Raw genomic sequence first — 9511 nt, 5'->3', positions numbered from 1 at the left:
ATAATATGACAATTATTCAAGCATCTATATGTGCGGATGAAGATTGTATTCTTCTGATTGGAGATCGTATGATTACATATTCTGAAACATATGAATATGAAGAAAAGATACCAAAAATATATCAAATCGGCCAATTCGGTGTTGGGTTTGCAGGGAGTCTAGAGAGCATTACATTTGTAAAAGATAAATTAAAGCCAACTAAGACGTTCTCTGAATTTATCGAACAGTTTGAGGTTGTAATTAAAAAGGAAAATACTCGCAGGTTAAATGATTTCATAGAAAAAAAATACTTTACTCTCTCTTGATGAATTTAAAGAATATATCAAGGAGGATTCGGGGAAGATTCCACAAAGTCTCGTTGAGTGGATTTATGGAAATATGAATGAACTCAATCTATCTCTTAGAGCTATTGCTGTTGGTTTTGAAGATAACAAACCACAAATAGTAATAATTGACCAAGACGGAAAAATATACTATGTATCCGAATCATTTCATGGCGCTATCGGATCAGGAGAAATGTTCTCGGAGATTTATTTTAATCTTGGAGAGTATTCCCCAAGATACTCCCTCGAAGAAGGATTACTATTTGCATTTAGAGCCAAAAAATCGGCCGAATCACATACTGGTGTAGGCATGGCAACAGATATTCTCGTCATATGTAAAAACGGAAACAGACCCATACTGATAAGAAGTGAATCCGAAAAGATGGCACAATTATTATCGATATACACAGAGGAAAAATCAAAAGTGACCAAGATATATAATGAGATGTATCAAAGAGTAAAAGAAGTGATAAGTAATGCTGAGTGAACGCAAACGGCGCATAATCCGGTCAAAACGCAAACTGGATAATACTCTTAAAATTCAATGGGAAAGCCGAAAAAAACGGGTTTCAGTTTTCAAAACAAAAGAAACACCTCGTAAATAAATAATACTGCTTAAGCCACAGAAGACTTGGACATATCTGGACATTGTTGATAGAATCTTACATCATCACACCCACATTTTACGTATGACCATTACTATGAAGTGAAGGCAGCTGTTGCTCACCGCTATTGGTTGGCGGAGGATGGATCTACTGCCCTATAGTGTCCAACCTACAATTAACAGGCCTATAATCAGTCCTCTATTCACGGTCAGCACCTAAAAAGTCAGGAAGTCGGAAAACCTCTTGAATCATATCTAGTACCACTGCTGAACGGACTTCACCGACATATGGCCCAACACGACCGAACTTACATTACAGTCAACGGCAAGCGATGCAAGAGACCTCAGATCAGTACCAAGGCCTCGTGCACGCTTTCATTGTATTTGAAGAGTTGAAGAGATCATAGTTTGAGACGGAACACGTACTCGTCATCGGCCATGTTGAGCTTGCTCTCAAGGATTTTTCCAGTCTTGTGCAAGAACCGGATCATGGGATAGTTCTGGGGATGCACAAAGGCCACAAAGGTCTCAACGCCCTTGCTCTTGGCAATCCGCATGAGATGGTTCAACATGAAGGAGCCGATCCCACGGTTCTGATACGCATCTTGGACAAGCAGGGCAAACTCCGCCTCGTTCTTGCTACGATCGAGGAGATACCGCGCAGCACCAATGATCTTCTCGGTCTCACCCTCTTTGTCCGGATAGATGACCGCAACGATCGAGATGTCCCTGTCTTGATCGACGTTGTAGAACTCCTGAAGGGTCTGTCTGCGCAGGCTCTTGAGCGGAGTGAGGAACCGGAAGAAGATGCTCTCTTCAGAGAGATCGTAGAACAGTTCCTTGATACGGTCGGCATCATCTGGACGGATGAGGCGGAAGTGTACGCGCACGGGACCCTCGGGACCATTGAAGACTTCCGAGGTCTCGTACTCGCGAGCAAAGTAAGTTCCCTTCGAAAGGAATGGCACTTGATCCTCAAAGACGTACTTCATGGCCTTGGCCACCTCAAGGAGTTCGTTCCTGAACTTCGGATGAGCAATGGCAATCAATGAGAGCACCCGCTCACGAATCGTCTTACCATGAAGTGAGGCGAGACCATACTCTGTCACTACGATGTCAACATCTCCACGTGTCGTGACCACGCCTGCCCCCTCACTGAGTCGGGGAACGATTCGGGAGACCGTACCGTTCATTGCAGTTGACTCCATGCAGATGATCGCCTTACCGCCGGGAGACCTCTTCGCACCACGAATAAAGTCCACCTGTCCACCTATGCCAGAATAGAACTTGGAACCGATCGAGTCAGAACAGACCTGACCGGTAAGGTCGATCTCAAGAGCGGAGTTGATGGCAACCATCTTGTTATTCTGTGCAATGATATAGGGATCATTCACGTACTCCGAAGGCCTGAACTCAAAGAAGGGGTTGTTATCAACATAGTTGTACAATCTCTGAGAACCCATGACAAAACTAGCGATCACTTTGCCGGGGTGCAGGGTCTTACTCTTACAGGTCACGATACCCGCCTCAATAAGATCGATAAGGCTGTCGCTGAACATTTCCGTGTGGATCCCGATGTCCTGTACACCGGTCTCCAAGAGGCTCGTACAGACCGCCTGCGGAAGAGCTCCGATCCCCAACTCCAGAGTGGAATCGTTCTCGATCAACCGTGCGACATAGGAACCAATCAGACTGATCGTCTCGCTGGGTGCCTCGCCCTGAAATTCCACAAGTGGCGCGGTGTGCGGAACAAGATAATCGATATCGCGGACATTGATGAAGGTGTCACCGTGCGTCAGAGGCATCCGGTCATTTACTTGAGCAATGATCATGTCGGCACTCTCAGCACCGGACTTGGTGATGTCCACTGAGACCCCAAGTGAACAATAACCGTGCTGATCGGGAGGACTCACCTGAATGAGCGCCACATCGATGGGCATACGTTTGCGCCTGAAGAGGTATGGAATGTCGGAGAGCATGATGGGCGTGTAATCGGCCCGGCCCTCGGACACTGCATCTCTCATATTGTCACTGATAAAGAACGAATTGTGGCGGAACTGATTTTGGAACTCGGGATCCGCTGAGGGAGTGTCGCCAAGAGTGAGTAGATGCACGATCTCATTGTCGGCCATCATGTCCGAGTTCTTTGCCAGCTCGTGTACGAGATGGATCGGGACGCCACAACCAGTCCCTAGAAAAATCCGCGACCCGCGACGGATCTTACGGATCGCCTGCTCCGCTGTCAGAATCTTCTTCTTATATCGCTCAGTCCAGTCCTTCATCTTGCCTGCTGCCATAGTCATCCACGGACATTGCTATTAGGTTCTTTGTAATGAGGTTTGCGGAGAGGCTGTCGGTGTGTTACTGCATTTGATAACTTGCTCATGAACACCGAACTCGAATGCAACTATCTGCAATCCATTCTTGCCCGGACGCTTCACTCAACCATTTCGCAAGCAATAGCAGAGTGACCAATAATTCAAACTCGTGTTTTTTGTAGGGCCGAAGACATTACCTAAAATAGCCAATAGTAAATGAATTCATACATCTATGATAAATAGGGCTATCGTGAGATTACGAGCACCAGAAAAGAGTGAAAGTGGTATAAATGCGGATGGAATACGATAAAGTAGCAGATGTAATGTACTTCCGTATTGATAGTGGTAAAGTGGCAAATAGTATCGAGATAGCGGAGGGGATAATTGTCGATTACAATAAAAGCGGGGAGGCCATCGGCATCGAGATCCTAGCTTATTCTCAACGCAATCTCGATCTAAATCAGTTGATCCATCTTGATAGTGAAGAACTTGTGGCCGAGGTCTCAGGAACTTGATTGTCTTTACAAAGCACGCACAAATAAGAGCGGATGCATCAGCGAAACATCATAAAAGAAGATGTTCAGAAGGCAATCACATCAACTCGCAAATTCTCTCATGATAGGTAGGGCCACTTGATCGCTCAGATGAGAATCGATGGTAAACTATTGCGAGTAGTCTTTCGAAGAGAGAATGGCAACTACTTGGTCATTACTACGTATGTAACAAGTAAGATTGAAAGATATGAGGCCTGAAAAACAATACCAAACTTTGCGGTAGAAAGATAGCTGTGACAGGAAACAGACGACCCATGCAAAAGTATCACGTTGAAGACCACGACCCCTCGCATAGGTGCAGACACTGTTGGACAGTCGCAGACGACTTTTTCAATCCTTTAAGAAAACCGGATGTCACAGATGCTTTGTAGGGGAAGTTATTACGCACTCAACAATTCTTCAAGGTCGTTGCTATTTTGCACAGTGACAAAGTCACCGCGTTGGAACTCTTCTTCAGCCCCACGTATTCGTTCCAATCCGGCTTCGTCGATATACTCTTCGAGAGTTGCCAAGATCTCTTCGAGTCTTGCTAGCCCTGTATAAAGATCTCTCAACAGTTCTACGGGGATGGTAATAGACTTCGCCAAACTAACACCCACGTATACGACTTCCTGCATATCCTAATTAATTTGTAGATTAGCAACTGGAATACCAAGCATCAAGATTCATTGGTACGTGAGAATGCTACGCACTACAGCACAGGAATCCATCGTCACAAGCCGCTCCTCGCAAAGCACAATTCGCTTTTTCGCACAATTAGCAAAAGTATGATGTAAATGATCGGAGGTCGTAATGCATGCGATTGTAGAACTGATCAGATAATCAACACGGTGAATTTACAGATCGTGAATCGGAAAGACCAGTTCCTTTACCGTGTCGATCGCTCGATCTACAGCCACTCGGATCTTGGACAAATGGCTTGCATCGATCCGCGGAGGCCGGTCTGTCCAGCCAAGACGGGTCACCTTGAAACCACGCTGTTCGCATAACTTTGCCCATTCAACTGGAACTGTGGAAGGAAGGCACTGACCTGAAACATCCGCAAGAATGAGGCTCCATACCCGGGCTGTGGTCACAGGATCGTATCCGCCACCGCCGACCAACACCAACTTCTGCTTATGGAGATGGACCATCTCCCGGACCGTTCGAGAGAGGCGCTGGTACGTGTCGAGCGTGAGCGTCAGGTCGGCAAGGGGATCGTTCATGTGCGCGTCCGCACCCACATTCCAAAAGACAAGGTCCGGACGATAGTTCTCCCAGAGAGGGAGGACGATCTCCTCAAAGGCACGCGCGTACTCGACATCATCGGTCAGTGGCGGTAGAGGTATGTTGACCGAGTAGCCCTTTCCCTCACCGACCCCGATCTCCTCCGCGCCCCCCGACATCGGAAAGAATCCCATGCTCTTCTCATGCATTGAGATCGTGAGCACGGAGGGGTCATCATAGAAGGCTGCCTGAACGCCATCTCCATGGTGAACATCCGTGTCAAGATAGAGGACATTCATGTTCGGGTGGCGCTGCTTTAGGACCTTGATCGCAACGACGCAATCGTTCAGGTAACAGAAGCCTGCACCCTTGCTCGGCAGAGCGTGGTGAAAGCCACCGTAAAAGGACATGGCATTCTTGAAGCGACCCTCTGCCACACCAAGAACTGCATCGATCGTTGCGCCCACTGTGTATCGGGCGTACTCGTTGACATTGCTGAAGATCGGACACTCGGGGGAGGGGAGACCGAACCGCGTGGAGAAGGCTGCACCCATGTTGCCAAAGAGATCAAGGGTCTCAACGTACGAGCGGTCGTGAAAGAGGGTCAACTCTTCATTGGTCGCCAGCCGCATCTGCTCGATCACAATATTGGACGCGTCGGTGAGTCCTGCCATCTGAGGAAGGTTCCACGTGATATCGAATCGGGTACGATTCCAGAATGGGTTTGGAGCATCCTCGGCTCGCTCGATCTCGTCCATTCCGTCAAGGACAAGGATCTTCTCAGGGTCGTAGAGTGCAGTTACGCCAGTCAATGATGGGCCTCCAATTCTTCATCATATTGCAGGAGATTCAGCTACTTAGTAGTAGCGAAATAGACTACCTTTGTAATAATCCGTATGGTCTGTAATGCGATCCTTTTGTATGGGTCGTCTGTTTCCTGTCACAGCTATCTTTCTACCGCAAAGTTTGGTGTAGGAATCTCATCACTCAAATTTTCTTAATAGTAGAAGCAGTTTTATGTAAACGTTTAGAAAAGATAAAACAGTTAACCCATAAATTTATTAAAAAGGAGCGGCAATCGCGTGGTAAAATACAGATTTACACTAAACGTAGATGTGACAAAAACACCAAAGAGTATCAAAATAAAAATTCGCCCTGACGAATTAGCTAGAATTATTGAGGGGGTTGCAAAGGTATTGCAAAACAATAACACCTTAGAGTTTGTGTTTCTTCCAGCAAAAGAAAATCCTGAACGATGGCAAGCGATCGTTAGAGAAGTTAATCCTTAGTGAAACCAGAAAATGATTAAAAACGACCACTGTTGAAAAATCCATGGGCGTGAGTACATTCGCAAAACGTACATCACGTCCTACGTGAGCTCAACAGCAACATAATCTATTCTAAATGGTCCAGTACAAGACTGGATCATAACGGGATTGCCTCCCTCAAAATACCATCCCTCAACTCCTCACGATTATTCTCTTTCAGAATAATATCAACACGGATTCCCAGCAGATCTGTCAGGTAGTTCTCAAGAGAAACTATATGGAGTAGACTGACCGGGTCTGTAAATTTCACTAAGATATCGATATCACTCGCCCCGGTCTGCTCGCTCCTAACGTACGACCCGAAAAAAGCAATACTCTCAACCTGAAATTGCTTTCTCAGTTGCGGTCGTTCACATTGGAGAATGGTTCGGATTTCGTCAATAGATTTCATTTCAATAAATCCACATGCATTATCTATCTTCTTTAACGGATAAATTATTCTTTGTCGATGAATTATGGTTGATCAGGCCGTTCTTAAACATACTTCAATTCAAGTAATAACATGATAGACTTTAATCTTAATGCGGAATAAATTAATATTAACTTGCCACCGGGAATAGCATCGTTTTTATTCGCACACCGAGTAGAGATCATTAGGGGAAAATCCTCTGTATATGGCATGATCTATTATGACGATCCAGATTCTTCCCGTAATGCTTATTGAAATCCCCAGTGAGAGCAATCGCCCATTATCTCCACGGTTCGCCGAAGACCTGCTCAACGGAAACATTGGAACAAATATCAAACAGAGGATCATAGAACTTGTGAGTGCCTCGCTGAGGTCATCACTGGAGAATGTAGACGCCGCATGGACACAAGCATTTGAAACATTCAAGATTTTGAGATTGGTCTTCGACTCGGTTCAAGAGAAAAGAATTCAACTCCTATTAGAACAGAAGTACGGCCCTGCCCTATCAGCTAATTTTGGTCTGGCAATAAATACGTTAATCGCCTTCCTCCAGCTCGTGGAGAGCAAGATGACCGATAGCATATTGACTGACAACAAAATAGACACGGATCTCATTGCACAGGTCATAGAGAACCCAATTCTATCCACCTATTCGAAGAACTCTGAGATGCAATTTCCCTCTGAGTTGGCTATCACAACGGAATCGCCTGCTCTCAAGCTGATCCGGTCGGTCCTGTTTGCATGCAATGTGGCCTCATTCTCAACATTGGTCTTGCTTGCGGTGAGTCTTGCTAACGCCGAACTGGAAATAGATCACAGTCGAATCACTCAGATCGAGCAACTCCTGCGTGATTGGACACTGGACATCCTGATCCAAGTCGATGAGTCATTACACACCGAACTAGATGTGAGAGGGCCTCTTGACATTTCAGTGCCGTTTCACGCTGAGGACGGAGAACTGGCAGAGATGGACTTGTGATTATTTAGAACGGCCGGAGATTCATTTCTCTGAGGAATAGGTACACAATAACAATGTTCAGTTTTCGATACGAGATTTCAGGATCGTGACAGATCGGGTAACGCAAACAGAAAGTTGCATACAAGATGTTATATTGTCGTGGACACAACATAGCACGAATGATAATGACATTAGTAGTTGATGGTGAAGAGATTAGAACCTATGAACGGCTCAAGATCATCTCACAGCTCTCACCAGTAAAAGAAAAGATCAAACAGTTCGAAAGAAAACATGGTTGTTCTCTGAGTGAGTTCAAGAAGCGAATCAGTGAACAGAAAGAATCGTTCAGCCTGTGGGATGAGTACATTGAATGGAAGGCATATATGGCAAAGAGAAAGGATCTCGAACAGCAGTTGAGAGAAGTCGAAGATGCTAAAAACATTAGAATTGCTAGGGAAAAGTAAAATTGTCGAGAAGTACAATCTCCTTGATTTTCAACAGGGCGACAACTTCTATTTTCTAAAGATAAAAGCAGAACTTGTTGATGAAAGTGTATTATATATCCGTGAATTTGTGTCTGAGTCCGAATTTGATTATTCTTATCATTGGCAAGATAAGAATGGTAACCTGATAACTCGATGGGATAATGCGCCACATCATACCCAAGTCCAAACGTTTCCACATCACAAACATACACCTGATGTGGAGGCATCCAATGAAATCGGCTTTCAAGAAGTATTTGTGATAATAGAACAGAAACTGTTAGAGAACGAATAGCACTCTGGTGACCTGGTCGTAGTGAAAAAGCCGGGATAATATCAAAAGTAATCAAAGTTCATCCATTGTAGTGAAATGCGGGAATGCAACCCATCGAACAGATAGCGGGGCTGCATGAACACTCCACAGACATAGAGCGTTCAAGGCAGAATGAATCCTGAAGAGTTTCGAATCCAGACACTAAATGGGATCCATACTTTTCATAACCCCCTATCGCGCAGACTTTTCACAGAGTCACTGATAGCAAAGTAATAATAAGAGCAATAATTATCGAACAAATGTTTCCATACTCCAGATGGAGGGGATAATCCAATGATTCGGCCAAGAGAGGAAACATATACAGCAGTAAATGATGCCATTCGCGAGATTGAGAAATATCTTGAAGAATATAATCCCTTACAGATAATTGCTTTTATTTCCAGGCACGTTGTTACATTGAGCTTAGATGAACATACTGAGTCGGAGGATATGTTATGGTATCCTTTAATCGAGTATGTCATGAGCTTGTCATTATCTAAACCTTTTCCAACTTCACCGAAGAATGTAGATACTGCAACTATAAACGAAATTCTGGATGTTTGGAAACAACTCGTAAAAAACTTTGTTCTATACTTTAGTAACGAACATATCAACGGAAATGAAGAGGAAGAAGAAAAAACCGAGGCATCAATACGATTCAAGCTCATACTCGATTACTTCGCAATACGTGGCAAAGCGTATCCTCCTCACGTAGAAAAAACATTCTGTGATCTCTTCGAACCGCATAGAAACCATCTAATCGAAAAGATAGGATTTTCAGCAGGTGACTTCAATGATTTTATCAGATATATAGAAATAGAAGTTATTTCACGGTTTCAAGCCGAAGTAGATATGTTCAAATCAACGCAGGAAACTTATTACCATTTCACTAAATGGCTAAATGGTCAAGACATAGGTGGAGAATCTTTCGATGAGAGCATAAAACGATATGGGGAAGAAAATCCAGAGTTGCTAAGCCAGCTGGAAATGATGAAGCATATCTTGGAAGCGCAACC

General features: G+C 44.6%; 12 protein-coding genes. 8 read left to right on the top strand and 4 right to left on the bottom strand.

Annotated elements, in window-relative coordinates:
- Both K9W43_14365 and K9W43_14360 read left to right on the top strand, forming a co-directional pair.
- A partial coding sequence (locus K9W43_14365) for a hypothetical protein (GenBank protein ID MCF2138412.1) occupies window positions 1–305 on the top strand: 305 nt, incomplete at its 5' end.
- A 73-nt stretch (window positions 306–378) separates the two neighbouring features.
- Window positions 379–810 (top strand): hypothetical protein, encoded by a 432-nt coding sequence (locus tag K9W43_14360; GenBank protein MCF2138411.1) that lies wholly within the window; start codon window positions 379–381, stop codon window positions 808–810.
- A gap of 518 nt (window positions 811–1328) precedes the next feature.
- Here K9W43_14360 and K9W43_14355 read toward each other — a convergent pair.
- Window positions 1329–3224 carry a GNAT family N-acetyltransferase gene (locus tag K9W43_14355; GenBank protein MCF2138410.1) on the bottom strand — a complete coding sequence of 632 codons (1896 nt, stop codon included), beginning with the start codon at window positions 3222–3224 and terminating at the stop codon, window positions 1329–1331.
- 311 nt (window positions 3225–3535) lie between these two features.
- On the opposite strand from K9W43_14355, the gene K9W43_14350 reads away from it, so the two are divergent.
- Window positions 3536–3760 carry a DUF2283 domain-containing protein gene (locus K9W43_14350; protein MCF2138409.1) on the top strand — a complete coding sequence of 75 codons (225 nt, stop codon included), beginning with the start codon at window positions 3536–3538 and terminating at the stop codon, window positions 3758–3760.
- Between the two features lie 419 nt (window positions 3761–4179).
- Here K9W43_14350 and K9W43_14345 read toward each other — a convergent pair whose 3' ends face one another.
- Together K9W43_14345 and K9W43_14340 are read right to left on the bottom strand one after the other, a co-directional pair.
- Complete coding sequence (locus K9W43_14345; protein ID MCF2138408.1) at window positions 4180–4386, bottom strand: hypothetical protein; 207 nt, start codon at window positions 4384–4386, stop codon at window positions 4180–4182.
- A gap of 249 nt (window positions 4387–4635) precedes the next feature.
- A complete protein-coding gene (locus tag K9W43_14340) occupies window positions 4636–5817 on the bottom strand; it encodes an acetoin utilization protein AcuC (GenBank protein ID MCF2138407.1) in 1182 nt (393 codons plus the stop codon).
- Window positions 5818–6087: 270 nt separating this feature from the next.
- Here K9W43_14340 and K9W43_14335 point away from each other — a divergent pair, with 270 nt between their 5' ends.
- The gene (locus K9W43_14335; GenBank protein ID MCF2138406.1) at window positions 6088–6294 is read left to right on the top strand and encodes a hypothetical protein; all 207 of its coding nucleotides are present in this window, start codon (window positions 6088–6090) and stop codon (window positions 6292–6294) included.
- A 136-nt stretch (window positions 6295–6430) separates the two neighbouring features.
- On the opposite strand, the gene K9W43_14330 is transcribed toward K9W43_14335, so the two are convergent.
- Window positions 6431–6724 carry a nucleotidyltransferase family protein gene (locus K9W43_14330; GenBank protein MCF2138405.1) on the bottom strand — a complete coding sequence of 98 codons (294 nt, stop codon included), beginning with the start codon at window positions 6722–6724 and terminating at the stop codon, window positions 6431–6433.
- A gap of 238 nt (window positions 6725–6962) precedes the next feature.
- Here K9W43_14330 and K9W43_14325 point away from each other — a divergent pair, with 238 nt between their 5' ends.
- The 4 genes from K9W43_14325 to K9W43_14310 all read left to right on the top strand — a co-directional run.
- The gene (locus K9W43_14325) at window positions 6963–7721 is read left to right on the top strand and encodes a hypothetical protein (protein ID MCF2138404.1); all 759 of its coding nucleotides are present in this window, start codon (window positions 6963–6965) and stop codon (window positions 7719–7721) included.
- Between the two features lie 164 nt (window positions 7722–7885).
- Window positions 7886–8164 (top strand): hypothetical protein, encoded by a 279-nt coding sequence (locus tag K9W43_14320; GenBank protein MCF2138403.1) that lies wholly within the window; start codon window positions 7886–7888, stop codon window positions 8162–8164.
- A complete protein-coding gene (locus K9W43_14315; protein ID MCF2138402.1) occupies window positions 8130–8477 on the top strand; it encodes a DUF6516 family protein in 348 nt (115 codons plus the stop codon). The genes K9W43_14320 and K9W43_14315 overlap by 35 nt, the downstream gene beginning before the upstream one ends.
- 312 nt (window positions 8478–8789) lie before the next feature.
- On the top strand, window positions 8790–9511 hold a 722-nt coding region (locus K9W43_14310), incomplete at its 3' end, for a hypothetical protein (GenBank protein MCF2138401.1).

It is taken from the genome of Candidatus Thorarchaeota archaeon, from assembly GCA_021498125.1.
Classification (GTDB): Archaea; Asgardarchaeota; Thorarchaeia; order Thorarchaeales; family Thorarchaeaceae; genus B65-G9.
The sequence above is the reverse complement of the archived record's forward strand: the minus strand, read 5'-3'. Positions and strand labels throughout refer to the sequence as shown.